At 64.3% G+C, this 25,464-nt stretch carries 31 protein-coding genes; 14 read left to right on the forward strand and 17 right to left on the reverse strand.

Going from position 1 to position 25,464, the window contains the following annotated elements; all coding sequences use genetic code 11:
• Window positions 1-113 precede the first annotated feature (113 nt).
• Window positions 114-401, forward strand: coding sequence for a hypothetical protein (locus tag F3H95_RS02015; protein ID WP_149744745.1), 288 nt, complete (start codon window positions 114-116; stop codon window positions 399-401).
• 82 nt (window positions 402-483) lie between these two features.
• Here F3H95_RS02015 and F3H95_RS02020 read toward each other — a convergent pair whose 3' ends face one another.
• The 3 genes from F3H95_RS02020 to dmeR all read right to left on the reverse strand — a co-directional run bounded on the left by F3H95_RS02020 (window position 484) and on the right by dmeR (window position 2,376).
• A complete protein-coding gene (locus tag F3H95_RS02020) occupies window positions 484-834 on the reverse strand; it encodes a hypothetical protein (protein WP_149744746.1) in 351 nt (116 codons plus the stop codon).
• Window positions 835-940: 106 nt separating this feature from the next.
• Window positions 941-2,026 carry a CDF family Co(II)/Ni(II) efflux transporter DmeF gene (gene dmeF, locus F3H95_RS02025; protein WP_149744747.1) on the reverse strand — a complete coding sequence of 362 codons (1,086 nt, stop codon included), beginning with the start codon at window positions 2,024-2,026 and terminating at the stop codon, window positions 941-943.
• Window positions 2,027-2,103: 77 nt separating this feature from the next.
• Complete coding sequence (gene dmeR / locus F3H95_RS02030) at window positions 2,104-2,376, reverse strand: Ni(II)/Co(II)-sensing transcriptional repressor DmeR (protein ID WP_149744748.1); 273 nt, start codon at window positions 2,374-2,376, stop codon at window positions 2,104-2,106.
• A 380-nt stretch (window positions 2,377-2,756) separates the two neighbouring features.
• Here dmeR and F3H95_RS02035 point away from each other — a divergent pair, with 380 nt between their 5' ends.
• From F3H95_RS02035 to F3H95_RS02045, 3 genes are all read left to right on the forward strand, one after another.
• Window positions 2,757-3,170, forward strand: a complete 414-nt coding sequence (locus tag F3H95_RS02035; RefSeq protein WP_143126697.1) for a helix-turn-helix domain-containing protein — start codon at window positions 2,757-2,759, stop codon at window positions 3,168-3,170.
• Window positions 3,171-3,478: 308 nt separating this feature from the next.
• On the forward strand, window positions 3,479-3,976 hold the full coding sequence (locus F3H95_RS02040; RefSeq protein ID WP_143126698.1) for a GNAT family N-acetyltransferase: 498 nt from the start codon (window positions 3,479-3,481) through the stop codon (window positions 3,974-3,976).
• Window positions 3,977-4,072: 96 nt separating this feature from the next.
• Window positions 4,073-4,636, forward strand: coding sequence for a type 1 glutamine amidotransferase family protein (locus F3H95_RS02045; protein WP_149744749.1), 564 nt, complete (start codon window positions 4,073-4,075; stop codon window positions 4,634-4,636).
• 74 nt (window positions 4,637-4,710) lie between these two features.
• Here F3H95_RS02045 and F3H95_RS02050 read toward each other — a convergent pair whose 3' ends face one another.
• From F3H95_RS02050 to F3H95_RS02060, 3 genes are all read right to left on the reverse strand, one after another.
• Window positions 4,711-5,625, reverse strand: a complete 915-nt coding sequence (locus F3H95_RS02050) for a cytochrome c (protein WP_143126700.1) — start codon at window positions 5,623-5,625, stop codon at window positions 4,711-4,713.
• 85 nt (window positions 5,626-5,710) lie between these two features.
• Window positions 5,711-6,154 carry a cytochrome c gene (locus tag F3H95_RS02055; protein WP_143126701.1) on the reverse strand — a complete coding sequence of 148 codons (444 nt, stop codon included), beginning with the start codon at window positions 6,152-6,154 and terminating at the stop codon, window positions 5,711-5,713.
• 189 nt (window positions 6,155-6,343) lie between these two features.
• Entirely contained in the window at window positions 6,344-7,183 is an 840-nt protein-coding gene (locus F3H95_RS02060; protein WP_149744750.1) for a metallophosphoesterase, read from the reverse strand.
• A gap of 135 nt (window positions 7,184-7,318) precedes the next feature.
• Between F3H95_RS02060 and F3H95_RS02065 the strand changes: the two genes are divergently transcribed.
• A complete protein-coding gene (locus tag F3H95_RS02065; protein ID WP_244617849.1) occupies window positions 7,319-7,849 on the forward strand; it encodes a GNAT family protein in 531 nt (176 codons plus the stop codon).
• Between the two features lie 69 nt (window positions 7,850-7,918).
• Here F3H95_RS02065 and F3H95_RS02070 read toward each other — a convergent pair whose 3' ends face one another.
• The 4 genes from F3H95_RS02070 to F3H95_RS27030 form a co-directional block, all read right to left on the reverse strand.
• Entirely contained in the window at window positions 7,919-9,943 is a 2,025-nt protein-coding gene (locus F3H95_RS02070) for an autotransporter domain-containing protein (protein ID WP_188134267.1), read from the reverse strand.
• A gap of 734 nt (window positions 9,944-10,677) precedes the next feature.
• Window positions 10,678-11,280: a superoxide dismutase gene (locus F3H95_RS02075; protein ID WP_143126899.1), complete on the reverse strand. Its 603-nt coding sequence runs from the start codon at window positions 11,278-11,280 to the stop codon at window positions 10,678-10,680.
• A gap of 260 nt (window positions 11,281-11,540) precedes the next feature.
• Window positions 11,541-12,428: a branched-chain amino acid aminotransferase gene (locus tag F3H95_RS02080; protein ID WP_143126898.1), complete on the reverse strand. Its 888-nt coding sequence runs from the start codon at window positions 12,426-12,428 to the stop codon at window positions 11,541-11,543.
• 208 nt (window positions 12,429-12,636) lie between these two features.
• Entirely contained in the window at window positions 12,637-12,792 is a 156-nt protein-coding gene (locus tag F3H95_RS27030) for a hypothetical protein (RefSeq protein WP_185969916.1), read from the reverse strand.
• A 134-nt stretch (window positions 12,793-12,926) separates the two neighbouring features.
• Between F3H95_RS27030 and F3H95_RS02085 the strand changes: the two genes are divergently transcribed.
• Entirely contained in the window at window positions 12,927-14,378 is a 1,452-nt protein-coding gene (locus F3H95_RS02085) for a phospholipase D-like domain-containing protein (RefSeq protein WP_149744752.1), read from the forward strand.
• A gap of 70 nt (window positions 14,379-14,448) precedes the next feature.
• On the opposite strand, the gene F3H95_RS02090 is transcribed toward F3H95_RS02085, so the two are convergent.
• Complete coding sequence (locus tag F3H95_RS02090; RefSeq protein WP_149744753.1) at window positions 14,449-15,354, reverse strand: LysR family transcriptional regulator; 906 nt, start codon at window positions 15,352-15,354, stop codon at window positions 14,449-14,451.
• Between the two features lie 103 nt (window positions 15,355-15,457).
• Between F3H95_RS02090 and F3H95_RS02095 the strand changes: the two genes are divergently transcribed.
• Together F3H95_RS02095 and F3H95_RS02100 are read left to right on the forward strand one after the other, a co-directional pair.
• Complete coding sequence (locus F3H95_RS02095) at window positions 15,458-16,645, forward strand: MFS transporter (protein WP_149744754.1); 1,188 nt, start codon at window positions 15,458-15,460, stop codon at window positions 16,643-16,645.
• Window positions 16,646-16,737: 92 nt separating this feature from the next.
• Entirely contained in the window at window positions 16,738-17,565 is an 828-nt protein-coding gene (locus F3H95_RS02100; protein ID WP_149744755.1) for an aldo/keto reductase, read from the forward strand.
• Between the two features lie 56 nt (window positions 17,566-17,621).
• Here F3H95_RS02100 and F3H95_RS02105 read toward each other — a convergent pair whose 3' ends face one another.
• The 4 genes from F3H95_RS02105 to F3H95_RS02120 form a co-directional block, all read right to left on the reverse strand.
• A complete protein-coding gene (locus F3H95_RS02105; RefSeq protein WP_149744756.1) occupies window positions 17,622-17,999 on the reverse strand; it encodes a helix-turn-helix domain-containing protein in 378 nt (125 codons plus the stop codon).
• Window positions 18,000-18,011: 12 nt separating this feature from the next.
• Window positions 18,012-18,323: a type II toxin-antitoxin system HigB family toxin gene (locus F3H95_RS02110; RefSeq protein ID WP_143126892.1), complete on the reverse strand. Its 312-nt coding sequence runs from the start codon at window positions 18,321-18,323 to the stop codon at window positions 18,012-18,014.
• Window positions 18,324-18,395: 72 nt separating this feature from the next.
• Window positions 18,396-18,983: a YqaA family protein gene (locus F3H95_RS02115; protein WP_143126891.1), complete on the reverse strand. Its 588-nt coding sequence runs from the start codon at window positions 18,981-18,983 to the stop codon at window positions 18,396-18,398.
• A 110-nt stretch (window positions 18,984-19,093) separates the two neighbouring features.
• A complete protein-coding gene (locus F3H95_RS02120; protein ID WP_188134268.1) occupies window positions 19,094-19,570 on the reverse strand; it encodes a MarR family transcriptional regulator in 477 nt (158 codons plus the stop codon).
• 187 nt (window positions 19,571-19,757) lie between these two features.
• On the opposite strand from F3H95_RS02120, the gene F3H95_RS02125 reads away from it, so the two are divergent.
• From F3H95_RS02125 to F3H95_RS02135, 3 genes are all read left to right on the forward strand, one after another.
• On the forward strand, window positions 19,758-20,180 hold the full coding sequence (locus tag F3H95_RS02125) for an organic hydroperoxide resistance protein (RefSeq protein WP_143126889.1): 423 nt from the start codon (window positions 19,758-19,760) through the stop codon (window positions 20,178-20,180).
• Between the two features lie 116 nt (window positions 20,181-20,296).
• Window positions 20,297-20,680: an MbcA/ParS/Xre antitoxin family protein gene (locus F3H95_RS02130; RefSeq protein WP_149744758.1), complete on the forward strand. Its 384-nt coding sequence runs from the start codon at window positions 20,297-20,299 to the stop codon at window positions 20,678-20,680.
• On the forward strand, window positions 20,640-21,425 hold the full coding sequence (locus F3H95_RS02135; protein WP_149744759.1) for an RES family NAD+ phosphorylase: 786 nt from the start codon (window positions 20,640-20,642) through the stop codon (window positions 21,423-21,425). Before F3H95_RS02130 ends, F3H95_RS02135 begins: the two co-directional genes overlap by 41 nt.
• Here F3H95_RS02135 and F3H95_RS02140 read toward each other — a convergent pair.
• Window positions 21,397-21,843, reverse strand: coding sequence for a MarR family transcriptional regulator (locus tag F3H95_RS02140; protein WP_149744760.1), 447 nt, complete (start codon window positions 21,841-21,843; stop codon window positions 21,397-21,399). The genes F3H95_RS02135 and F3H95_RS02140 overlap by 29 nt on opposite strands.
• A gap of 74 nt (window positions 21,844-21,917) precedes the next feature.
• Here F3H95_RS02140 and F3H95_RS02145 point away from each other — a divergent pair, with 74 nt between their 5' ends.
• The 3 genes from F3H95_RS02145 to F3H95_RS02155 all read left to right on the forward strand — a co-directional run bounded on the left by F3H95_RS02145 (window position 21,918) and on the right by F3H95_RS02155 (window position 24,061).
• Window positions 21,918-22,646, forward strand: a complete 729-nt coding sequence (locus tag F3H95_RS02145) for a thioredoxin family protein (protein ID WP_149745086.1) — start codon at window positions 21,918-21,920, stop codon at window positions 22,644-22,646.
• A gap of 56 nt (window positions 22,647-22,702) precedes the next feature.
• The gene (locus F3H95_RS02150; protein WP_149745087.1) at window positions 22,703-23,170 is read left to right on the forward strand and encodes a DUF1579 domain-containing protein; all 468 of its coding nucleotides are present in this window, start codon (window positions 22,703-22,705) and stop codon (window positions 23,168-23,170) included.
• Window positions 23,171-23,266: 96 nt separating this feature from the next.
• A complete protein-coding gene (locus F3H95_RS02155; protein ID WP_149744761.1) occupies window positions 23,267-24,061 on the forward strand; it encodes a VOC family protein in 795 nt (264 codons plus the stop codon).
• An 18-nt stretch (window positions 24,062-24,079) separates the two neighbouring features.
• On the opposite strand, the gene F3H95_RS02160 is transcribed toward F3H95_RS02155, so the two are convergent.
• Window positions 24,080-25,405 (reverse strand): MFS transporter, encoded by a 1,326-nt coding sequence (locus F3H95_RS02160; protein ID WP_188134269.1) that lies wholly within the window; start codon window positions 25,403-25,405, stop codon window positions 24,080-24,082.
• Between the last annotated feature and the right edge of the window lie 59 nt (window positions 25,406-25,464).

A 25,464-nucleotide genomic window follows, 5' to 3' on the forward strand; every position in this document is an offset into this window, starting at 1 on the left:
ACAAGCCCGCGACTGTCAATGCCTCCTTTTTCGCATTTGCGAAAAGCCGCAAGCTTCGCGCAAGCTTGATAGATTAACACTTTCTTAACGATAACCAGCACGGACAGACAGCCATGCAGATCCAGAGCGGGCTGAGCGGCTACGGCTATTCGGGGCGTTCCTACAACATCGAACGCCGCACCGAGCCGGCGGCCGAACAGCGTGAGATAGATCAGCCGCAGCGCTCAGCGTCTGCGCTGACGGGCAGCAGCACCCTGCTGTCCTCTTCCCTTGCCAACGCCCTGTGGGCGGTGGAAAACGCCCGCAGCGCCAGCGGCCCGGGCAAGGACGGCACGGCCGTCAACCGGCCGCAACAGCCGGGTACTGTCGAACACATCGAGGACGTCTATTCCGAATTCTGACGGCGCCGGGGCGGAACACTCCTCCCCGGCGACCTTGTTCCAGGCCAACGTCTGAGGTCAACGTGAGGGCCAGCCTGTGCCCTCAGTTGGTTGGCGAATAGCAGTCGATCGCCAGGCTTCCCTGTTGTCCAGTAACCTGGCAACTCCTGTAGACGCAGCGATAGCCATTGTTGAAACTGGTATTGTCCGTCGCCGGGATAACGACATTCATGTATGTCGCACTGGTGACCGCGCCGTTCAGCGTCACGGCAGCCGCATTGGGCTGCAGAGCGGTGTTCGTCCCATCCTGGAAGTTGACCGTTACGTTTTGCGCGCACGCGTTGCGGGTCGGATTATTGTTGAATGTCTGCACATATTGAGCATGCGCAGGCACAACGATCGTTGTGAGAGCCAGGCAAAATGCGCCAAGGAGTGAGAGAATATACCGGTTCATCAGATGTCTCCAATTCTGGAATGAACCGCCCAGAAAGCAATCATTGCGTGCTTTTGTATTTTTTGCAATCAATAATTTTGCTTTCAGTTCCTTGCGCGCAGCCGCCTCACGCCGCCCGGCTCACCTCCACCGTGACATGCGAAAGCGTGTCGAGATCCTTCAGCCGGTCCTTGTAGGCCGCCGGCTCCAGTGGTTCAGATGCCGACAGCGCCACGATGGCGGCATGGTGGCCGGGACCGACCTGCCAGACATGCAGGTCCGTGACCTGCCCTTCCGACGTAGAAAGACGCTTGCGGATCTCCTCTGCCAGTCGCCCCTCCTCCGGCACCACATCAAGCAGCACGCGCGCGGTGTCCCGGATCAGCGCCCAGGACCAGCGGGCAATCACCAGCCCGCCGACGATGCCCATCACAGGATCGAGCCAGATCCAGCCATAGGCGCGGCCGAGCAGCAGGGCCAGGATCGCCAGAACCGAGGTCAGGGCATCGGCCAGCACATGCACATAGGCGGCGCGCAGATTGTTGTCGCCCGCATGGCCATGGTGGTTGCCGCGGTGCGCCGTGTGAGCCGCATGCCCATGGTGGTCATGGTGATGATCATGATCGTGGTGGCCGGCCTCGGGATGCCCGTGATGCGGATGATCATGCTCGACATGGCGGCCGGTGCGATGAGAATGTCCGTGCTCATGGTGGTGATCATGGCCGTGATGGTGCGGCTCGTCGCGCAGCAGCCAGGCGCTGACGAGATTGACGCCGAGGCCGAGAAGGGCGACGAAGATCGCATCCCCGAAGGCAATCGGCACCGGTTCAGCCAGCCGCATCAGGCTTTCGACAGCAATCAGCAGCGCGATCAGCGCCAGAACAATGGCGCTGGCAAAGCCGGCGAGATCACCGAGCTTGCCCGTGCCGAAGGTGAAGCGGCCGTTTCTGGCCTCGCGCCGTGCATACCAGTAGGCAACCGCCGCAATCAACATGGCGCCGGCATGGGTGGACATATGCCACCCATCGGCAAGCAGCGCCATGGAGCCGAACAGGCTGCCGGCCACGATCTCTCCGATCATCATCGCCGCCGTCAGCGCGATGACGAAGCCCACCTTGCGCGCATTGCGATCATGATGCCGGCCGAGAAAGACATGCTCGTGCCCCATCGGGGAGGCAGTGGCGTCAGGGTTGCCATGGACATGCGTGGTCATCGGGTTTCTCCCAATTGAATCAGGATGGTGTGCAGATCGCGATCGGCGCGAGGGCACCTTTCGCGCATCTGGCGGGGTCAGCGGATATAGGTGCGCAGCACCGCTGCCAGTTCATCGGCGGCCGCCGCGCGCTCCGCTTCGCTCTCGGCATGCACCACATGTTCATGCAGATGCGCCTCCATCACCTCGCCGGTGAGGCCGGACAGCGCACCGCGAATGGATGCGAGCAGTTGCAGCACCTCGCCACAGGGCTTTTCGGCCACCAGCGCCCGCTCCACCGCGTCCATCTGTCCCTTCAGGCGGCGCACGCGGGCCAGCAGCTTTTCGCCATCGCGGATGGTGTGAGACATGGCGCACTCTCCAATACTATACCCCCCTACCCTATTCTGGATCGGGATCGAAGGCAAGATGCCTGGCGGCGGCGCCATAAAGCCGGGGCGATGTGCGAAAAAGTCCCGGAGGAACAAGGCCGGCCACACGACGCCTGCTGACGGGTATCCGAGAGAACAGCAGCGGGCGAAGAGGCATGACGGTCTCCGCCGGGCCACGGCCTGTCCCCTTCCCCACGGGTCGCCCGCCCGCCTTTTCCGTGCCATCCCCGTCGCCTCACCGTGTCACGCGGCCTTGCAATCCGGCAGCGGATCACCCAGTTTGAAATCTCCAGAGACTAAAGGTCTGGCGCGGCGCGCCAGGCCGTTTCGGCAGCGGTGATGCGAGGAAGGCGGCAGGAATGTTTTCGATCGGCGAAGTGTCCCGTCGCACCGGCGTGAAGGTGCCGACCATCCGTTACTACGAACAGATGGGCCTGATGACGCCGTCCGAACGCTCGGAGGGCAACCAGCGCCGCTATGGGCGCGGCGACGTGGAGCGGCTGACCTTCATCCGCCATGCCCGCGATCTCGGTTTCGAGATCGACCGCATCCGTGAACTTCTGGCCCTCAGCCAGCATCCGGACGCGCCCTGCGAAGGAGCCGACCGGATTGCCGGCGCGCATCTGACCGAGGTGCGCCAGAAGATCGAACAGCTGAAGCGGCTGGAGGCGGAACTGGAACGCATCGTCTCCCATTGCGGCGGCCACACCGTGGAGGATTGCTATGTGATCCGGGCGCTCTCCGACCACGGATTGTGTGAACACGAGCATTGAAGCGGCTATTCGTCCGCCACATCGCCCCGATAAAGCGCCTCGCAATCGCGGCAGCCTGGCCTCGAGGAGGCCGCCTTGTTGGCGCAAGCCAATGATACCAGCCTCAGCCCCGCAGGTCATACACCCCTTGACACCTGGAGAAATCGGGCGCATGCATGAGGAATGATGATCGAATGCGCACCCATTGCTGCTACGTATTTTTGGGCCTACCGGTAACGGGCGGCTCGACAGATCACAATGTCAACAAGCCGCCGTCAGGCGGCTTTGTTGTTAGAAGACGGCACCTGACGGCACGAGAAAACCAGAGGATGCCGCAAATGCCCGAAGATACCGAAATCTCCCTTCTCCGCCCGGCCGTGGTGAATATCCGCGTGGCCAAACCGCGCGACCTGCCGGAACTCAACGAGATGATCGCCCTGCTTGCCGCCCATCACGGCGATGCGTCCGCCATGACGCCGGAAAAGCTGGAGCGCGATCTGTTCGGCCCCATGCCATGGATCCAGGCGCTGGTGGCCGACGGCGGTGAGGGCCTGATGGGTTACGCCATTCTGGTGCCGCTCTACAGGGCGCAGGAGGGCAAGCGCGGCATGGACCTGCACCATCTCTTCGTGCGCGACGGCCATCGCGGCCACGGCATCGGCCAGCATCTGGTGGCGCGCGCCCGCGACTGTGCCCGCGCCCAGGGCTGTGACTTCCTCTCGGTCTCCGCCGCCACAGGCAATTTCGCCGCCCACCGCTTCTACGAGCAGATGGACTTCACCGCCCGCCCCGTCACCGGCATGCGCTTCCTGCAGCCGCTGGCCTGACCGGCAGGGATGCGGGACAAGTCCCGCCTCCGCCAGCAGAGACCGGGGCGACCGTGCCCCGGACGCAAAAAGCCATGACGCATGGGAGAACCAGGCATGACCCGAATCGCCATTGCCCTGACGCCAGATTACGCCGATTGGGAGATCGCGCTTCTGACCGCCGTCGCCCGCAGCTTTCTCGACGTCGAAATCGTATTCGCCTCGCCGGACGGCGCTTTGGTCACCTCCATGGGCGGGTTGCGGGTGACGCCGGATTGCGCCTATGCCGGGCTCGATCCCGAACGCTTCGAGGCGCTGGTAATCCCGGGCGGGATGAGTTGGGAGAAAGGCACCGCACCCGATCTCGCCCCGCTCGTCCACGCGTTTCGCAACCGACGGAAGCTGGTCGCCGGCATCTGCGCTGCCGCGAGCGCGCTCGCCGGCACCGGGATCCTGAACGACGTTGCCCATACAGGCAATGCGCTTTTAGCCCACCAGGCGGTGCCGGGCTATGCCGGAAGCGCGCTTTACCGCGACCAGCCACGGGCAGTGTCCGAGGATGGCGTCGTGACGGCCCCCGGCACCGCGCCCTTCACGTTTACGGTGGAGATCCTGAAGGCGCTGGACCTGTGGACGCCGGAGGCGGAAGCGGAGATGGCAGGCTTTGGGCGTGAATTCTGACAGGGCCGGCCGCTCTGGCCTGCCATGCATCACCAAACATCTGCCACGGGCAGAAACCAAGACGAAGGCCGCGCTCAACGCGCCGGCACGGCCTTCAGATAGGCGGCAATCGCCTGCAGATCGCTCTTCGGCAGGTGGGCGATATTCTTCTGCACCTCGACCATGGAGCCGCCGACACTGTCGAAATCAGGCGTGAAGCCTGTTTCGAGATAGGCAACGATCTCATCCTGGCTCCATTTGCCGATCGTTTGCGACCCGGGGGTGATGTCGGGAATGCGGCCTTCGCCTTCCGGGTTCGGACCGCCGGCCAGCCACTGGCCGGCCTGGAAACCGCCGAGAACATTGCGCGGTGTGTGGCATTCGCCGCAATGGCCGGGTCCTTCCACCAGATACTGCCCGCGCTTCACGTCCGCGCTGGCATTGCCCAGTTCGATGCGCGGCGCATCCGAGAAATAGATGAGCTTCCAGCCGCCCACGGCGATGCGCAGGTTGAAGGGGAAGTTCAGTTCATGGGCCGGCGCCACATTGGCGCTTGCCGGCAGGCTTTTCAGATAGCCGAAGAGGTCGTTGACGTCCTCGCGCGTCATGCGGGCATAGGAGCCGTAGGGAAAGGACGGATAGAGATGTTCGCCCGAAGGCCCGACGCCCCGCGTCATCGCATCACCAAATTGCGCGAGCGTCCAGCCGCCGATGCCGGCCTTCGGATCGGAGGAGATGTTCGGCACGTGGAAGGTGCCGAATGCCGTGGGCAGCGCGCGACCGCCGGACAGCACCTTCAGGTCCTCGCCTTCGGCGCCCTTGGCCGCATGGCAGCTGGCGCAGCCGCCCGCCCAGAACAGCTGTTCGCCATGCGCAAGATCCGGCCCGGCAAGGCCCGTCCAATAGGAGGCCGGATGCGGATCGGGCCTTGTCAGCGCATAGGCGACACCGGCACCAACCACGGCGGCCGCCAAGCCGGCAAGCGCCAATTTGCTCCAGATCGAGGCCATGCCCTTCCCCCTTCGGTCAGGTCAGAAAACAGAAAAAGCCGCCGCCGGGGCCGGCCCGGCAGCGGTGCATCCGCTCGCAGGCGTCTCAGCGCTTCAGGCGATAGGCCTGGTGGCAGACGCCGCATTCCGCGCCCAGCGTCTGCACGGCCTGGCCGACACCGGCCTGATCCGTTGGCATGGACGCGAGAATGGTCTGCGCATCCGAGGAGAGCTTTTCGGCCTTGGCCTTGAAATCTGCCGTGTTCTGCCAGATGGCCGGGGCGGCTTCCGTATCGTTGCCGGTTTCGGAACCGGCCGGGAAGTGGTTGGGGAAATCCTTGGCGGATTCGGCAATCGTGGAGAGCGAGGTCTTCACGGTGGCGGCGTCATAGGGCTTCTGGCCCTTGGCAATCGCACCGAGAGCACCCATGGAGCCGCCGATCTTCTTCATCAGCCCCTGACGGACCACCTGCGGCGCGTCCGCGGCATAGACGGCGCCAACACCAAGACAGAGCGCCAGAATGCCTGTCGTCACCAGTTTGAATTTCATGGATGGTCTCCCCTTCTGTCGGTGCCGGACCCACCCCGGCATTCCTGCGACGCATCATGATGGCATGGCATGCATTTGATTTACATGACGTTTAAGCAGAGACACACAGATGTGATTGGCAAACGGAAGCAACGTGCCCTGGGTCATGCCAGGCATGGCCGCGACAGGGGTGGCACCGGCGAAGACCGCTCAACGCGTCAGGACGCGGCTTTCCTCGCGGCCGAAGCCGGTCACCTCCAGGCGATCCTCATAAAGCGCGATCGTCGAAAAGGCGTTCTGCTGCGCCGTATCCACCATACCCTTGAGATTGAGGAACCAGCAGTGTCCGGCCCGTGAAACGCCGCCGGCATGATAATGGCCACAGAGATAGGCAATCACGTGCGGCTGGGACGAAAAGAGATCGGCCAGCGCCTCGGCATCCCAAAGCGCATGGTCGCTGTGGGGATAAAGCGGGAAATGGCCCATGGCGATCACCCGCTGGCCAAGCGCGCGCGCCGCCTCCAGCTGGCCGGCGATCCAGGCGAACTGGCGCTCGGAAATGCCGGCATTCCAGTCCATGGCATTGACGGCGCCCCTCGCCTTCAAGGCCTCCAGCCGGGCCGTGGCCGCCTGATGGGCCGGCGAGCCGGGGACGGTGGCAAACAGGCTTTCCTCGCAGCCGTCGATCACCACGAAGCGGATGCCGTTGCGCACGAAGCTGTAATAGGGCGCCGGCATGCCGAGCCGCATGTGAACCCGGCCGAGGTGTTCGGTATCCACCAGGAAATCATGGTTGCCAGGCAAAAACAGGCATTCGTGGCGCGAGCGCCGGTAGATGGCAAGCGGCGCCTCGAAATGCTCTGCTCCGCGATCGATGAGATCGCCAAGCGTCATGATGAAGGAAAGATCCTCGCCCTCGAAGGTCCCGATCGCCTCGGCGAGCTTGCCAAGACTGGCCCGGAAATGGCGGTCGAGCGAAGCGTTCGGATCGAGATCGGCATATTGGGGATCGGCAATGAGACCGAAGCGGAGAAGCGGCTGGTTTGGCATGCGGTCGCATTAGCGGTCTGGCGTGACACGGTTGTGACAGGAACCCTGCAAGAGACCTCGCAGGTGGCGCGTGCCTTTGCCCATTGACCGCGCCGCCCCTGCGGCTTAACCGCCGTGCCCTGATCGGAGACGCCCATGAAAGAGATGATGCACCCCCTTCCCGCCGCAGAGGCGATCGATCTTCGCCCCGTGCTGCGCAGCGACGCCGCCGATCTGCTGGCCGCCAATGTGCAAAGCCTCTGGCATCACCGCCCCTGGGTGATGCCGCCAACCGACGAGGCGGGATTCGAGGCCTGGTACGGGCAGGTGATGACGGGTGCCAATGTGAGCCTGATCGCCCGCCTTGCGGCGACGCAGCAGATCATCGGCGTCTTCAACCTCAGCCAGATCGCGCTCGGCAATTTCCGCAGCTGCTATCTCGGCTATTACGGCATGGCGGCGCTGGCCGGCCGCGGGCTGATGACGGCGGCGCTGAACAGGGTGCTGGTGCATGCGTTTGACGAGATCGGCCTGAATCGCGTCGAGGCCAATATCCAGCCGGGCAACCGGCGCTCCATCGCGCTCGTCTCCCGCTGCGGCTTCTCGAAGGAAGGTTTTTCGCCGCGCTACCTGAAGATCAACGGCGTGTGGTGCGACCACGAGCGCTGGGCACGGCTGGCGGACTGAGGCAGGCGACCGCCCGCCGATCACCAGAACCGCCGGCACCTTGTGGCGCCGGCGATCCGGTCTGTGGCGTCAGAACTTGACGGTGTAGTTGGCGCGGACCCAGACGGTGGCATCCTGACCCTCGGTGGTGGCGTTCACCATCAGCGAGGCCGTGCCGCCGCCGGCGTCGAATTCGGCGCCAAGACCGCCACGCACCCAGAACTGCTTCAGATCCTGCCCGGCAATGCTGAAGTCGTTGAGCCCGATCAGCGTGCCGCTGGTGGTGGCCGCATGCTTCTCGAACTGGTAGTCGGCCTCGGCCTTGGCCAGCAGGCGAACCGTGTCGGTCAGCGGATGCACGAAATCGGCACCGATGCGCAGCACCGTCGAATGGTCCTTCGTCTCGTCATAGCTGACGGGGAACGAACCGCCGGTTTCCGTATAGCCGTCCACCTTCGTGCGGGCATAGGAGAGGCCGGCATAGGGCGTGATGTCGGTTGCGCCGATATTGGCCGCGTTCAGCCAGTCGAAGCGGATCTTGGCGCCCCAGGTATCGGCATGGGTGCTGCCGTTCGAATAGTCCTGCGACGAACCGTTCAGATAGCCGCGGGCCGTATCGATGCTGCTGCGGCCGAGATAGCCGCCGAGCGTCAGGTAGACATCCGAGCCGAGATGCGTCGAGACCTCCGGCGAGAGATAGTAGCCGCGCTGGCGCACCGAACCGCCGGCATCGAGATCCTGGTTGCTGTAGGTGCCGCCCACCGAGAAGCGGGCCGTCACACCCTCGGCAATGCCGTAGCCGAAGCCGAATTCCCCGAGCGCCAGACCACCTTCCGACAGATCGCTGTTGTCATAGCCGCCATCGACCGTTCCCCAGACGGAGCGCTGTCCCTCGCTGAGCAGGTTGCGCATCGGATTGCCCTGTGCGCCGAACATGATGGTATTGGCGTTGCCCACATTGTTCTGCACCGAGGTGGACGCGGCCTGAACGACCGTGGGGAAGAACTTGGCCTCATCGATGATGCCGCTCACCGCGCCGACGCGCGCCACGTAGATATTGCCCTCGTCCGTCAGGCCTGTCACGACATTGCCGTCGTCGGAGATGAACTCGGCATCGACAGTGGCATAGTTGTAGGTCACGTTGGCGGCGGCGAGCCATTGCTCGATGGACTGCATGCCGGTTGCTTCCGACCAGCGGAAGCCCCGATCCACATTCTCGGCATTCTGGGCATAGCCCACCACGTAGCGCCCATCGGCGCTGACATTGCGAGCATATGAACTTTGACCGCCGAGCGTGCCCAGATCGGTCAGTTCGCCGGTCCCGTTCGGCTGTGCCGGCGCGACATAGCGATAGGCATGGTCTGCGCCGCTTTGCACGCCCCCCGTGCCGACCAGAACACTGCCGTCATCGGACATTGCCGAGAGCGACATATATTGACCAGAGTCGCCCAAAGTGCCGATGTCGCGCATCCCACCAAGCATGGACCAGCGGAACACGCGATATTCGTCTTGATCGTCCTGGCCGAAATGGGTTCCCTCGCCGGCAACAACGGAACCATCCCGGCTGACAAATTCTGCCGAAGACCGATCGTAAAGTGTATCGATATTGAAGACGCTTTGATCAGCCAGCTTCCACACCATTGCATGATAGTGGCCGTTATCACCCGATGACGTGACTTCACCGACAACCGTGGAGCCATCAAGGCTGATGGCCGCGGCGGATGTACTGGTGACAGGGCCATCATGCGGGGCAGGCGTAAAACGTCCGTCCTGCCAGATCAACGCGTTCGATGACGAAGGATCAAACTGCGTGCCTGCAACGATTCCATTGTTGCTGACACCAGCGACATTGAGAAACGAACTGAGCGCAGAGGAAAATGTCAGTTGACCATTGTTCCAGATGAAGGCTTGCGGGCCACCGTCCGTATAAGAGACGCCAGCAAGGACACTGCCGTCCGGGCTCATGCCAGCGATGTATGGGTTATTCGCCCCAGGCGGAAACTCGATCGTCACGCTCGTACCGTTTGCCGTGGAAACCAGGCGATACGTGACAACGTAATCGTTGTTCTCGTATGCCATCTGACGATCCAGATAGACCGAACCATCGCGGCTCATGCCGACAATTTCATGCGCAGCAACCGGCATGGCCCAGGCTTGACCGCCCCAGCCCACCATCAGCGCAAGCGCCGAGACCGCGCACCAATACCTTCCTGAAACAAATCCCTGCATCATTTCACCTGATTAAAACACCCCTGACCCGACCTTGCATCGGGAAACCCGTACACAACAAAGAATCATAGCGCGTGCGGCGGGCAGTCACTCACCGTGATTATATTTTTCCGTAAGCATTGCAATACATTAGCCCCAAAATAGAACGTCCTATTTTTAGGATAAATTCTGCTTTTTCAGCTTCCGAGCAGCAACATTCACTTCTGAATATTTTAGAAATACAAGAAATAAAAAGTACCGCTTCATGGTCTCCCTCTGGCGGGAACGGCGGTAGAGCGGGTAGCCATAGGCGACACTGCCCGTTTCAACAGCAGAGGGCTGACGGTCTTGTCTGCGGCGATACGAGCATGCCGCTCACTCACAAGCCGCCCGCCGATCACCAGGAGCGCCGGCACCTTGTGACGCCGGCGGTCCGGTCTGTGGCGTCAGAACTTGACGGTGTAGTTGGCGCGGACCCAGACGGTGGGATCCTGACCCTCGGTGGTGGCATTCACCATCAGCGAGGCCGTGCCGCCGCCGGCGTCGAATTCGGCGCCAAGACCGCCACGCGAAAAAGGCCCCGGCGCGAACCGGAGCCTTCTGATTTCCTGGCTGTGACCGGCGTCGTGCGCCGGCGCCGCTTACTTCGTGGCGGCTTCGTACAGTTCAGCCACGTAATCCCAGTTGATCAGGCTGTCGACGAAGGCTTCGAGGTACTTCGGGCGGGCATTGCGGTAGTCGATATAGTAGGAGTGTTCCCAGACATCGACGCCGAGGATCGGGGACGCGCCATGCACGAGCGGGTTTTCGCCGTTCGGGGTCTTGGAGATGACGAGCTTGCCGTCCTTGACCGAGAGCCAGGCCCAGCCGGAGCCGAACTGCGTGGTGCCGGCGGCAACGAAATCGGCCTTGAACTTGTCATAGCCGCCAAGATCGCTGTCGATCGCGGCCTGCAGCTTGCCCGGCAGCTTGGTGCCGCCACCGTCCTTCTTCATCCAGTTCCAGAAGTGGACATGGTTGTAGTGCTGGCCGGCATTGTTGAAGAGGCCGGCATTGGTGCCATAGGACTTCTTGACGATCTCTTCCAGCGACAGGTCGGCGAGGCCGGCTTCGGCAGCCAGCTTGTTGCCGTTGTCCACGTAAGCCTTGTGGTGCTTGTCGTGGTGGAATTCGAGCGTTTCCGCCGACATGAACGGGGCGAGCGCATCGTAGGCATAGGGGAGTTCGGGAAGTTCAAAGGCCATGATCTTACTCCTTTTCGGCAAAACACCTGAAGCGATGTTGAGGCGGAACATAGGTTTGAACGCGGCGCGAGGCAACCACGCGAGGGCCGAAAACGGTACGCGATTTTTGCCATTTCGCAGGTCCGCACGCTGTGCTCAGGAAGGATGACGGCAAACGGCGGCCGGCCGGGAACACCCGGTCGCGGCCGCGGTTCGATCTCCCCCCTTCCCCGGACGGGAAGGGGTTTGCGGCGGCATCGCGCGGGCTTGCCCGGCACGCCTCAGGCGGCGGCCTTCGTCGTGGCGCGGGCCCAGTCCATGTAGAGCGCAAGCGCCTTGCGGGCGACCGGCCCCTCCTGGAATTCCTGGTCGTCCAGCCGGTTGATCGGCACGATCTTCGAATAGTTGCCGGAGGTGAAGATCTCGTCGGCGGCCTTGAAATCCTCGACCGTCAGCGTGCATTCGCGCACCTCGATCCCCGCGCCGCGCAGAAGGGTGATGACGCGCGAGCGGGTGATGCCGGCAAGGAAGGTGCCGTTGGCAACCGGCGTCATCACCACTCCGTCCTTCACCAGAAAGATGTTGGAGGAGGCGGTTTCGGCCACGTTGCCGTTCATGTCGCGCATCAGCGCATTGTCGAAGCCGCGGGCGCGCGCCTCGATGATGGCACGGCCGCTGTTGGGATAGAGGCTGCCGGTCTTGGCGCCGGTCATCGCCACTTCCGGGTTCGGCCGGCGGAAGGGCGAGACGGTGATGGAGGAGGGTTTTGCGGTGTGCATCGCCGCCTCGAACAGGCAGAGCGCGAAGCGGGTAGACTCCGGATCAGCGGCCACCACGGATGTCGCCATGCCATGCTCGGCCCAGTACATCGGCTTGATGTAGATGGCCGTCTTGCCATCGAACTTGCGGACGCCTTCGAGCGCCAGCCTCTCGATCTCCTCGGCCGCCATCGTGGCATTCATCCCCATGGCAAGCGCCGAGCGGTTGACGCGCTGGCAATGCAGGTCGAGATCGGGCGCAATGCCGTCGAACCAGCGGGCACCGTCGAACACGGTCGAGCCCAGCCACATGGCATGCGAGGTGGGGCCGATCAGCGGCGGATTTCCGGCGATCCAGTCCCCGTCGACAAAGGTCCAGGTGGGGCTGCGGGGCGTGGTATCGACAGGCATGTTATTCTCCGTGCGCGTGCAAAACTGGTGGAAATGAACGCGCCGCAGGCTTGCCCGGTCAAGGGATTTTTAGAAGAAGGCACGCAATCGAAAGAAAATTGCTCCCCGCCCGGCCTTCCCGGTCATCGCCGTTCGTCATCGGTAAACGGGGCGAATGCACCCATCATCGCCGCTGATGGAAAGTGCGCAGCGCGCGTTCACGCCGCCCTCACGGTCGCTGCGGCGGAGCCGGCAGCAGGGGTGCGTTTTCGCCCGTCTCGGAGCCGCGCGTGCGGGTTTCGAAGGCGTTCCGCTCAATCAGCGGAATGCACAGCACGATGGCGACCAGAATCGCAATCCACACCAGACACCAGGAAATTCGCATCAGCCCTCATACTCTCTCTGCCGGGCATTATGACAGATTTATGCGGCGTAAATTCGATTGAGATCAAATTTGCGGGAACAAATTTACCCTTCCTTGCGTCTTGCCGGGGGTCTGGCGCGGCAACGGAAGAGGGCATGACATCCATACTGGCGGAAGGAGAAACCTGCTGGCGCATCGCCGAGGCGGATCGTTTTTCGGTCATCATCGATGCCGCGGATTTCTTCCGCCACGCCAGGGACTGCATGCTCAAAGCCCGCCATTCGATCATCCTGATCGGCTGGGATTTCGACACCCGCATCCGCCTGACACCGCAGGAGACGAACGCGCCGGATCGCCTCGGGCGCTTCCTGGAACATCTGGCCCGCCGCACGCCGCAGCTCGGGATCCACATCCTGAAATGGGATCTGGGACTGATCGCCTCCCTGACCCGCGGCGAGACGCCGCTGCACATGCTGCGCTGGATCACCTCGCGCCAGATCCACCTGAAGTTCGACCGGGCGCATCCGCCGCTGGCCGCCCACCACATGAAGCTGCTGGTGATTGACGATGCGGTGGCCTTCTGCGGCGGCATCGACATGACGGTCGGCCGCTGGGACACGCGCGAGCACCGGGACAACCATCCGCTGCGCCGTTCGCCCTTCGGCTTTGCCGAGCCGCCCTGGCATGATGCAACCACCTGCATGTCCGGCCCGGCCGCGCGTGCACTCGGCGATCTTGCCCGCGATCGCTGGCGCGTGGCGACGGAGGAGGCCTTGCGCGCCCCCTATGAGGTGACCGATCTCTGGCCGGACGGACTGTCGCCGGATTTTACCGGCGTCAGGGTCGGCATTGCCCGCACGGCACCCCGCTACCGCGAGCGCCGCGAGGTGGTGGAGATCGAGACGGCGACGCTTGCCATCATCGCCGCCGCACGCAGGAGCCTTTACGTGGAGAGCCAGTATTTCGCCTCGCGGCGGGTGGCCGAGGCGATGGCGAAACGGCTTGCCGAGCCGGACGGGCCGGAGATCGTCATCGTCAACCCGAAGACCGCCAGCGGCTGGCTGGAGGAAAAGACCATGGACACGGCGCGCAGCCGCATGATCGACATCGTCCGCAAGGCTGACCGCTTCGGCCGCTTCGGCATCTTCTACCCGGTCAATGCGGCAGACACGCCAATCTATGTGCATGCCAAGATCATGATTGCCGACGACCGCCTCCTGAAGCTCGGCTCGGCCAACCTCAACAACCGCTCCATGGGCTACGACACCGAAAGCGACGTGATCCTCGAAGCGCAGGACGATACGGTGCGGGAGCGGATCCGATTCCGGCGCGACGACCTGCTGGCCGAGCATCTGGGCTCGACGCCGCAACAGGTATCCGCCGCCATCGCCGGCAACGGCGGCTCGCTGCTGAAGGCGATCGCGACCCTGACGCAGCCGGGCGGCACCGGACTTCGCCCTGTGGAACGGCGACCGCTCGGCATCGATGACGCCATGATTGCCGAATCCGACTGGGTCGATCCCGAACGGCCGGCAGGCCTGCGCTACAAAACCTCCGCCTTTTTGCGCAACAGGTTCGGCCGCCGCCTGTTTCCTTCCGGACGCTGAACGGCGGCCCGGACGCACGCAAGCGAACAGCAGGCCGGGGATGGCTGCCCTGCGCGAAACGGCGAACGGCTCAGCCGACGCGGCCCCGGTCGGCCAGAAAATCGAGAAGCGCCCGCACCCGCGAGGGCAGCGGCCCGCCCTGCCCGACATAGACCGCGTAGAAGGCCTCGCGATCACCGGGGTTCAGATCCTCCATCAGCGGCACCAGACGGCCGGCGGCGAGATCGGACGCCAGCGCGAATTCCCCCATCCGCACGATGCCGACGCCGGCGAGCGCCAGCTGGCGCATGCCCTCCCCGTCATTCACCTGCACCGCGCCGGACGGCACCGCCGTCACCGTCTCCCCGGACACCACGAAGGGCCATTCGCGGATGCTGCGACTGTAGGAAAAGGAGATGAGGTTGTGGCCGGCAAGGTCGGCCGGGACCCTGGGGGTGCCAGTCCTGGCGAGATAGGCCGGGCTTGCCGCCACCACCAGCCGTGTTTCGCCGAGCTTGCGGGCGACGAGGCTGGAACTTTTCAGCGGCCCCGTGCGCACCGCGACATCGGCATGATCGGCGAGCAGATCGATCACCTGGTCGGTCTGGGCGATGTCGAGCGTGACGCCGGGATAAAGCGCCAGAAAATCCGGCAGCAGCGGGTTCAGCACATGGGTGGCATAGACCGAGCTGGTGTTGAGGCGGATGCGGCCGACCGCCTTCACCGCGGCCCCCGCCGCCCGTTCGGCATCCTCGATGCTGGCGAGGATGGCCGTTGCTCTCTCGAAAAAATCCCGCCCCTCCGGCGTCAGGCGGAACTGGCGGGTGGAACGGCTGACGAGGCGGGCATCCAGCCGCTTTTCCAGCCGTGCCACAAGCTTGCTGACCGCCGAAGGCGTCATGGAAAGGCTGCGGGCGGCGGCCGAAAAGCCGCCGGTTTCCACCACCCGCACGAAAACCTCCATCTCGCCGGACCGGTTGATGTCGGCACGCGCCATCTGTGACTTTGCCTCACAACTGATGTTCTCATGCGCAATCTAGTTCACAAGAGGGCCACAGTCTATCTCCGGTGCAACGCTTTTCCCTTCCGGAGACCCTCCCATGCCTCTTGCCCTTTATGCCCTGACGATCGCGGCCTATGCGATCGGCACCACGGAATTCGTCATCGTCGGCCTTTTGCCGACCGTCGCTTCCGATCTTCACATCACGCTGCCGCTCGCCGGGCTGATCGTCTCGATCTATGCGCTCGGTGTCACCTTCGGCGCGCCGGTGCTGACGGCGCTGAGCGGCCGGCTGAACCGCAAGACCCTGCTGCTCGGCCTGATGGCGCTGTTCATCGCCGGCAATCTCGCCACCGCCCTTGCCCCCGGCTATGGCCTGCTGCTGGTCGGACGCGTGCTGTCGGCCTTCGCCCATGGCGTGTTCTTCTCCGTCGGCGCGACGATTGCTGCCGATCTCGTGCCGGAAAACCGTCGGGCCTCGGCCATTGCGCTGATGTTCACCGGACTGACGGTCGCCATCGTCACGGGCGTTCCGCTCGGCACGCTGATCGGCCAGACCTTTGGCTGGCGCGCCACCTTCGTGGCCGTGGCGGGGCTGGGCGCGATCGCTTTCCTCGGCATCCTGGCGCTCCTGCCCTCGACGCTCCCGAAGGCGGCACCGGCCGGCCTGATGGACCAGGTGCGCGTACTGGGCTCCGGCCGCCTGCTTCTGGTACTGGCGATGACGACCTTCGGCTATGGCGGCACCTTCGTCACCTTCACCTATCTGGCATCGATGCTGCAGGAGATCACCGGCCTTTCCGCCGGCAGCGTCAGCCTGGTCCTCGTGCTCTACGGGCTTGCGATCGCGGTCGGCAATCTGAGCGGCGGCCGGCTGGCGGACCGCGATCCGGTCAAGGCGCTGACCGGCCTGTTTGCTTTGCAGGCCGGCGTGTTGTCGCTGTTTGCCTTCACCGCCCCGCACGCCATTGCGGCCCTCGTCACGCTGGCGGCGCTCGGCTTCCTTTCCTTCGCCAACGTGCCCGGCCTGCAGATCTATGTGGTGCAGCTCGCCCGGCGCTACCGCCCGGGCGGGGTCGATGTCGCCTCCGCACTCAACATCGCCGCCTTCAATCTCGGCATTGCCGGCGGCGCGTGGATCGGCGGGCTGGTGGTGGACTCGCCGCTGGGCCTTGGCGCAACGCCGCTGTTCGGCGCGGCCCTGGTGGCCGTGGCGCTGGGGCTCACGGTCGCAAGCGGCCTGCTCGACAGAACCGCGCGCGGGGCAGCCGCCGGCGGACGTGCTTGAACTTGCCCCTCGGGGCCCCATGTAGAAGGGGTCCCCCTTCCCCGCGGCGCCCGCCGCCGCCTGATCCCCGAACCCATCCGCAAGGAGTGACCATGCACACCGTCAGCGCCAATGGCGCCAACATTCCCGCCCTCGGCTTCGGCACCTTCCGCATGCCGGGCGACGAGATCCGCAGCGTGCTGCCCAAGGCGATCGACCTCGGCTTCCGCCACATCGACACCGCGCAGATCTATGGCAACGAGGCCGAAGTCGGCCAGGTGATCGCCGCCTCCGGCGTGCCGCGCCACGAGATCTTCCTGACCACCAAGGTCTGGGTCGACAAGTTTGCGGCCCGGGATTTCTCCGCCTCCGTCGATGAAAGCCTGCGGAAACTGAAGACCGACCATGTCGATCTGCTGCTCCTGCACTGGCCGCAAAGCGACGTGCCCTTGGCCGAGCGCATGGACAGCCTCAACGCCGTGAAGACAGCCGGCAAGGTGAAGCATATCGGCATTTCCAACTTCAACATCGCGATGATGAACGAGGCGGCGAGCCTTTCGGACGCGCCGATCGCCACCAACCAGGTGGAATATCACCCTTATCTCGACCAGTCGAAGCTGCTGGAGGCGGCCCGCGCCCGGGGCATTTCGCTGACGGCCTATTACCTGATGGCCGATGGCCGGGTGCCGAAGGACCCGCTACTGCAGGATATTGCCGCCCGCCACGGCAAGACCGCCGCGCAGGTGGTGCTGCGCTGGGCCGTGCAGCAGGACGGCGTGATCGCGCTGTCGAAGACGGCGACCGAAAGCCGCCTGAAGGAAAACTTCGACGTGTTCGACTTTGCACTGTCGGCAGACGAGATGCAGGCGATCCACGCGCTGGCCAAGCCCGACGGCCGCATCGTCAACCCCGGCCACCTGCGCCCGCCGCACTGGGATTGACCGAGACGGGGTTGATGGAACCGGGCGCGCGGACAGTGTCCCGCGCGCCCTCGCGTTCAGGCCGCGAGTTCGGCGATCAGGGCGGCCGGTGGAATGCCCCAGGCCCGGCTCAACTTGCGGATCTGGTCGAGATTGATTTCGCGCCGCCCGTTTAACAGGTCGGCCGCCCTTGCCTTGGAGCCGATCACCGCAACCAGATCGGCGCGGGTATAGTTGTTGGCCTCCATCACCGCCTTGACCACCTCGACCGGCGAGGCACGGTCTATCGGAAAATGGCGCGCCTCATATTCCTCGATGAGCAGCACGAGGGCATCGAAATGCGCGGCCTCCGGCGTGCCTTCCGCTGGCTCTGCCTCGAAATAGGGGCGAACCGCCGACAGAGCAGCCTCATATTCCGCTTCCGTCTGCAATGTGCGGATGGACGCTATATCCATGAACCGTCTCCCTTACAGCGCTCGAACGTCGATGCGGTCATAGTCCGCATGGGTGCCGACAAAGAGAATGAAGATACGTTTCGTTCGGTAGGCCACCAGACCGACGATCCGATACTTGTTGCCGCCGATATCGAAGACCACCTTGCCATTGCCCACATAATCGGCCGAATTGAAGGTTCGTTTCAGGTCATCGAAATTGCCCCAAAGGGCATCCGAGGCCGTTGTGAACCATTGCGTCATCGCGGCCTCTGCGGCCCGTTGCGGCTCGCCCTTCGGCTGCTTTTGCCAGAAACGCACCAGCGCCGCCTTCGCAATGACATTCATCCCGACCGCGCCACCCGTGAGCCATGACCAGCCCTACAATTCCCAATCTGGAAACGGCCGTCAAGACCCTTTTCAATGCCGCAGCATATAGACCGCATAGACGCCGATCAGGGCGGCGGCGGCGATGGCGGTGATCAGCTTCAGGCGCTTCTCGATGAAATGGCGCATGTCCTCGCCATAGGTGTTGAGCAGCCAGGCCAGCGCGAAGAAGCGGGCGCCGCGGGCGATGATGGCCGACAGGATGAACAGGCCGAGATTGAAGTTGGCGACGCCGGACAGGATCGTCACCACCTTGATCGGCGGCAGATGCGCCACGCCCGAGGTGACGAGGAGAAGCAGGATCGTCTTCCAGTCGACGGCGGCGGCAAGGCTGTCGAACGTGTCGAGCTTGCCGTAAAACACCAGCACCGGCTTTGCCACCGCCTCGAAGGCATAATGGCCGATGGCCCAGCCGAGAATGCCGCCGAGCACGGAGGCCGTGGTGGCGATCGCCGCATAGACATAGGCGCGGCGCGGACGCGCCAGCACCATGGGAATGAACAGCACATCGGCCGGCACGAGAAAGAAGGAGCTTTCCACGAAGGCGATGATGGCCAGCCACCAGGCCGCAGCCTTGCGCGCGGCGAGCGCCATGGTCCAGGCGTAAAGAGTGCGAAGCATCGGCAATAAATCCCCAGATGGAAACGATCAGGTCATGCAAAAGCTGTACGCAGCCATGACTGCAGAACCGGGGATAGCCGTCGCCTGCCGCATGCGCAAGGTCCTGCCGGTCACGCCGGAGCGGAATCGAGCCGCTCGCCGGCCTCCACCAGCCGCAGCCTGAGATCCTGCAGCCGGTCGCGCAGGGACACGATCTCGTCCAGCCCGCAGCCGGTGGCGCCGGCAATGGCGGACGTGACGCCGGCCGCATCAGCCTCAAGCGCCCTGCCCTTTTGCGTCAGCGTGATGTTGACCTGACGCTCGTCGCTGCGCGCGCGGGTGCGGGTCACGAGGCCCGCCTGCTCCAACCGCTTCAGGAGCGGCGAGAGCGTGCCGGAATCGAGCCCCAGCGCTTCGCCGAGCCCCTTCACCGGCTGGCCGTCCTTTTCCCAGAGGCTGATCATCACCAGATATTGCGGATAGGTGAGGCCAAGCGGCTCCAGAAGCGGCTTGTAGGCGCGCGAAAAGGCATGCGCTGCGCCATAGAGCGCAAAACACAGCATCTGGTCCAGGCGGATCGTTTCGCCGGCTTGATCGTTGTCTGGCATGGCGGATCCTGATTTCATCGCACATCGTCCTATTTTTTCCATTGTCGCAGGCTTGACGCCGGACTTCAATGCGCATAAATGTATTGCACGCAATTGAATTGCGCAATATTAAATTCAGGCCGCTTCAATCTCGGCCATTCGCAGACACCCGAAGACGTCAACAGAACCGCAACCCAAGGAGACGATCATGGCCATTCTCTACACCACCAAGGCATCTGCCACCGGCGGCCGCGCCGGCCGCGCCCATTCCGAAAACGGCGTCCTCGACGTCACGCTGACGGTTCCGAAGGAACTGGGCGGCGACGGCGCCACCGGCACCAATCCCGAGCAGCTGTTTGCGGCCGGCTATTCCGCCTGCTTCCTCGGTGCCCTGAAATTCGTGGCCGGCCAGGCCAAGGTGAAGATCCCGGAAGATACCACGGTCACCGCCACCGTCGGCATCGGCCCGCGCGATGACGGCACCGGCTTCGGCATCGAGGTCTCGCTGCTGGTCAACATCCCCGGCCTCGACAAGGCCCAGGCCGAAGACCTGGTCGCCAAGGCCCATATCGTGTGCCCCTACAGCCACGCCATGCGCACCTCGACCGAAGTTCCGGTCTCGGTTGCCTGATCCCTCGGATCCCATATCCATCCCCCGGACGGGGGGCGAAACGGAAGGGTCGCGCAAGCGGCCCTTTCATTTAATGGATTTCATGCTATATTCTTTCACATGAAAGGATAGTGCCCATGAACTTGCAGCTCCCCGCCCGTCCCGATCGCGCTTCCGAAAGCGCCGTGGTCAGCAAGGCCGTGCTGAGCGCAGCCGACCGGCTCAACCTCAACGGCCGCACGCTGGGTGGCATTCTCGGTCTTTCGGAAGCCTCCGTCTCTCGCCTCAAGCGCGGCGACCTCAGGCTTTCGCCGGGCGAGAAGAGTTTCGAACTCGCACTTCTCTTCATCCGCCTGTTCCGCTCGCTCGATGCCATCACCGGCGGCGACGAGACGGTGGCGAAGGCATGGCTGCGCAACGAGAATACCGCGCTCGGCAGCATTCCCCTGGAAAAGATCGTCACCATTGCAGGTCTCATCGATGTCCTTGCCTATCTGGACGCCCGCCGCGCTCTTGTCTGAGATCGTGCCCGTTCGCGGCGCGTTCTGGCGGCTGGTGGAGGCGCAGCATCAGGTTTCGACCATGAAGCTGGTGGAGACGAGCGAGGAACAGGCACTGCTGGAAAGCCTGCTGGACGAGACCAAGCCGCAACTGCCGCCCGAGGCGCGCGGGCTGGATTACCTGCTCGCCACCCCCTTCCGTTATGGCGCGGTCTATCCGCACGGCTCCCGCTTTCGCCGGGCCGGCCGCACGCCGGGCGTGTTCTATGCCGCCGCCAGCGTGACCACCGCCGTTGCCGAAATGGCCTTCTACCGTCTGCTGTTCTACACGGAATCGCCTGCCACGCAGCTTCCCGCCAGCCCTGCGGATTACACGGCCTTTGCCGCCCGGATCGCGACCGAGCGCGGGCTCGACCTCAGCCGGGAGCCGTTCGCGCGCGACCGCGCGGCCCTCGAGCATCCGACCGATTACGCGGCCTGCCAGACGCTGGCGGAGACGGCAAGGGCGACCGAGATCGATGCGATCCTCTATCGCTCGATCCGCGACCCCGGGCGCGGCATGAACATCGCGCTTCTGAATGCCGGCGCCTTTGCCCATCGGGAACCGACCGAACGCCAGAGCTGGCGCATCCACCTCTCGACCGGGCACGTGCAGGCGCTCTGCGATTTCCCGCGCCTTCGGCTCGGCTTCTCGCTGGCGGATTTTGCCGCCGACCCGCGCATTGCGGCGCGATATGCTACCGGATCGCCGCCAGATCGGACCTGAGACGGGCGGGGCCGCCCTCGCCCAGCAGATCGTCGACCAGCGCATGGGTATCGCGCCAGATCGGCACGGCGCGCGAAAGAAGCGCCCTGCCCTCCGGCGTCAGTTGCAGCAGGCGGCTGCGGGCATCCTTCGGGTCGGCAACGCTTTCCAGCAGTCCGCGCCGCTCAAGCGGCTTCAGCGCCGCCGTCAGCGTGGTGCGATCCATGTCCAGCACCTGCGCAACGGACCCCATGGTGGCGGGTTGCGGCCGGTTCAGCGACATCAGCAGCGAGAACTGGCCATTGGTGAGACCGAGCGGCCTCAACGCGGTATCGAAGCGTCGGGCCAGCGCCCGGGCCGCACGCTGTACATGCAGGCACAGACAGGTATCCCGGACTTCAAGCGTAACCGAAAAGGGAATCACATTTTCATTTGACATGACTTATATACGTTGATATCAACCTAATTGTCAAGATCGTAGCCATCGGGAGGATGAAGATGGTCGTGAACGGGATGGATCATGCCGTGGTCTCGCGGGAGGAATGGCTTGCAGCCCGCCAGGCGCTGCTCGTCCAGGAAAAGGAAATGACGCGGCTGCGCGATCAGGTGAACCGCGCGCGGCTGGCCCTGCCCTGGGTGAAGGTGGAGAAGGATTATCGCTTCCACACCCCATCAGGCGAGCAATCGCTGGCCGACCTGTTCGATGGCCGCAGCCAGCTCATCACCTACCACTTCATGTTCGGCCCCGACTGGGAGGCCGGCTGCCCCGGCTGCTCCTTCCTCGCCGACCATCTGGACGGCACGCTGCCGCATCTCAACCATCATGATGTGACGCTGGTCTGCGTGTCGCGCGCGCCGCTCGACAAGATCGAGGCCTACAAGCGCCGCATGGGCTGGCGCTTTCCCTGGGTCTCCTCCTTCGGCAGCGATTTCAACTTCGATTTCGGCGTGTCCTTCACGCCATCGCAACTGGCGGAGGGCTCCGTCTTCTACAATTTCCGCGACACGCCGAGCGACAAGGCGCATGACGAACTGCCCGGTCAATCCGCCTTCTTCAGGGACGGGCAGAACCAGATCTTCCACACCTATTCCTCCTATGCCCGCGGCGGCGAGGAGATGCTGGCAACGATGATGATCCTTGATCAGGCGCCGCTCGGACGCAACGAAAAGGGCACGATGGATTTCATCCGCCGCCACGACGAATACGAGGATCAGCCAAAGGCCGGTGGCTGCTGCCACTGAGCGCAGCCCACACACCGGGGACACGAGGCGCCAACGGGAGGAGAACGCCCATGGACATGCCCATGCCGCAGCCGCGTGCCGAGCACGCTTTCCTGCAGAAACTGGTCGGTCGCTGGCAGGTTTCCGCAGCAGAGATGAGCGATGGCAGCGACTGGATCGAGGAGGTGCGCTCGCTCTCCGGCCTCTGGTTCGTGGCGGAAGGTCGCGGCAACATGCCGGACGGCACGCCTGCCACCACGCTGCTGACACTTGGCCACAACAGCGCGACCGGCCGCTATCTCGGCAGCTGGATCGGCACGATGATGGAGCATATGTGGGTCTATGACGGGGAGCTTTCCGAGGATGGCTCCACGCTCAGCCTCTACACGACGGGCCCGAGTTTTTCCGATCCGGCCGTCACACAGCGATATCGCGAGCAGATCATCCTGACCGGCGAGAACAGCCGCATCTTCACCTCCAGCGCCGCCCAGCCGGATGGCGGCTGGCACGGTTTCATGCGTGCCGACTACCGGCGCCTTGCCTGACCTGACGGCATCGCACGCGTCTTCGTGCCCGAACGCGGATGGCCTTGCGCTATCCCTCAGGGCGACCCGCAACCTCATCGAACAAGGACCCCGCCCATGCCCTCTCCCACCCACGGCACCTTCATCTGGTGCGAGCTGATGACCAGCGACATGGACAAGGCCGCCGCCTTTTACACCGCCGTGACCGGCTGGACGACGAAGACCATGCCGATGCCCGGCATGGAGGGCGAAGAATACGGAATCTTCGACACCCGCGCCGGTGACGCGGATTGTGGCGTGGCGGGCTACATGGTCATTCCGCCGGATATGAAGGGCCAGGTGCCGCCGAACTGGACGGGTTATGTCGGCGTCGACGACGTGGACGAGACGGTCCGGACATTCGAGGCCGAGGGTGGGTCGGTGATGAAGCCGCCCTTCGACGTTCCGGGCGTCGGGCGCATGGCGGTGGTGGCCGATCCGCACGGTGCGGTTCTGTGCATCATGACGCCGCTGCCGATGGACAATCCGCCACCGATGGCAGCCCCCGGCAGCCCCGGCACCTTCGGCTGGAACGAGCTTTATGCCAATGACGGGCGCGAGGCGCTCGCCTTCTACGAAAAGCTGTTCGGCTGGAGGCTGGATCACGCAATGCCGATGGGCGAGATGGGCGATTACCTGATCTTTGCCCATCACGGCCGGCCGATCGGCGGCATGATGACGCGGCCGCAAAGCGTGCCGGTCGCCTGCTGGTCCTACTATATCACCGTCGCCTCGATCAGCGCGGCCATCGAGCGGATCAAGGCCGGCGGCGGAACGGTGGTGTTCGGCCCGCAGGAGGTGCCGGGCGGCAGCCAGATCGTACAGGCCACAGACCCGCAGGGCGCCTATTTCGCGCTGGTGGGCGCAGCCTGAGCACCGCCCTTTACCCGATCACGGTCCGGCGCCCGGCGGCTTCAGCCGCACGCCGCGCGCCGCGACAAGCGAAACGGCTGCCATCAGCATGGTGACGCCCCACAGGGCAAAGATCTGCGGCGCCGGCGGTTCTGCCGCAAGCCGCGCCGGCAGGTTGAACAGCGGGCCGATGCCGCCGAGAAAGCTGGCGCCGATCACATAGCCGCCGGTTTCCACCGACGGCAGCAGCGCGCTCGTCGTCATGCGGTGTTCGGGATCGGCATCCTCGATGATCGCCTGGCTGGCGCTGCCGAACACCATGGCAAAGGCCGCGCCGTTCAGCGCCTGCCCGGCCAGCACCAGCGGCAAAAACCCGAAATAGAGACCGTTCGCCACCAAAGCGGCGCCCAGCACCTGCGACAGCGGGCCGATGCGCAGAATGGCCTGCCGCCGCTCGACCGTGCGGATGCCACCGATCGGGATCGCCGTGACGCTCCAGCTCAGCGAGAGCGTGATCAGCACCAGCCCCACCTCGACCGGTGAGAGCTGCAGGCGGTGATGCAGCGTATAGGCGAGGAAGACGGTGGACACGCACTGGCCGCCCGTCATCAGCAACAGCAGCCAGCTGCCGCGCCCGACAGTGGAGGAGAAGCCGAACAGCCGTGGCGGCAGCAGGCGATGCGGCACGATCGGCACCTTTGCCCGCCCGTCGCGCGGTAGCGCAAAGGGCATGGCGAGGAAGAACAGCGCCAGAAGCGGCAGGCTGACCGCAAAGGCCGGCCGCCAGCCGAGATGCTGAACCACCAGCCCGCCGGCAAAGGGACCGAGGATCGCCGCCATGGCCCAGACCACGGCCTCGGTGGAAAAGACGCGCGGCACCAGGCGCGAGGGGAAGAGATCGGCAATCAGCGTGTAGCAGAGCGCCACGATCCAGCCATCCGCCAGCCCCTGTACGGCCCGGCCGGCCAGAAGCAGCGGCGCGGAGGGGGCGGAGACCTGCAGCAAAATGCCCGCGCAATAGAGAAGCCCGGCCAGCATCAGGGCCCGGCGCGCGCCAAACCGGCGGCGCAGCGGCGCAGCCGACAGGCCGCCGGCAATCACCAGCGTGAAGAAGGCCGCATAGATCAAGGGCAGCAGCGTCACGCCGCCGAGCGCCTCCATGGCGAGCGGCAGCACCGGGGCAATCGCCACCTCGTTGAAGGCATGCAGGCCGATGCCGGCGGACACTGCCATCAGCCGCAACCCATAGGGGGCGGCGAGCAGCGCCGGCCAGCCGGTGGCGGTGTCCGCAGATTCGGGCCGTTCCGCGACAGCCGTCAGCGCGTCATCCGCCGCCACGCTCGGCGCTGTCCTTTCGTCTGCCATCTGCTTTGCTCCTCCCGACATCTGATCCATGACCCTCTCCGATCCTTTTCATCTTTTCT

Source organism: Rhizobium sp. RU35A, assembly GCF_900156005.1.
Lineage (GTDB): Bacteria > Pseudomonadota > Alphaproteobacteria > Rhizobiales > Rhizobiaceae > Neorhizobium > Neorhizobium straminoryzae.